The sequence below is a fragment of the Neglectibacter sp. X4 genome, assembly GCF_009917365.1.
Classification (GTDB): domain Bacteria; phylum Bacillota; class Clostridia; order Oscillospirales; family Acutalibacteraceae; genus Acutalibacter.
Window position 1 is genome coordinate 1 of the sequence record NZ_QWLE01000199.1, and the last position, 833, is coordinate 833.

Annotated in this window: 1 protein-coding gene; it reads left to right on the forward strand. The window is 37.5% G+C overall.

What is annotated here, in order from left to right; all coding sequences use genetic code 11:
- The coding region (locus D1841_RS17650) for a hypothetical protein (protein ID WP_166554336.1) at positions 1-833 on the forward strand (833 nt) is incomplete at both ends.

An 833-nucleotide genomic window follows, 5' to 3' on the forward strand; every position in this document is an offset into this window, starting at 1 on the left:
TTTAATACATTACAGCAAAATAACGCTGGATTTAAAAAAACTCTGTGGCTTTCGTCATCGGAAAAGCTAGATTCAGTTGAACAAAATAATTTAAAGTTTTCTGCTGACAATTTCGGAGAGGAACAAATTGCATATTTAAAGGATAAACAGTATGCAGATATTGAAGCGGTTAAAGCTGTAGCAGGGGAAGGAGAATCTGGTGAAATACTAATCGATAGTATAAATGAGAAATATACAGAGAAAATTGATGAAGCACAAAAATTAGTTTCGAAGTTAAAGGAAAAGACTGCTAAAGCACTGGAAGATGGGTATATTGACAAAGCTGAACAAAGTGGGCTTGATAAAATAATACAGGATATAGAAGCGCTTGAGAATGGGACGAGTACCTCTGATAAGAATGAAGATCAGACCGAAAAAAAGATAAATCCTTTTGAGAATATGGCAGTAAGCAGCTTGAAGGATATGGATTGGGCTTCTTTTCAGAACATTATATCTGGTGGAATTAGCAGTGCGGACGAAAAAGCAGCGGTTCTGGAGGATGCTTATAACAGCGTTGGATCGCAGTTCAACGCTGAGGAAAGAAAGATAGCACTGTGGGGTAAAAACGGAAATGGAGAAGAAGGTCTATATGCGGAAAAGACAAATCTTTATATGGATGTTGCTAAGACTACAAATGAGGAGTTCAAAAATCGTTTTAAAGGTGAACTCGGGTATTTCGGAGAATCATCGATAACTGAAATAAGTGCACAGATGAAAGAGAATCCTTATGAAAGTTTTAAGAAGTTTAGAGACCAAGGCAATGCATTGCGTGCGGATGAAGAAACAAGAGCGGC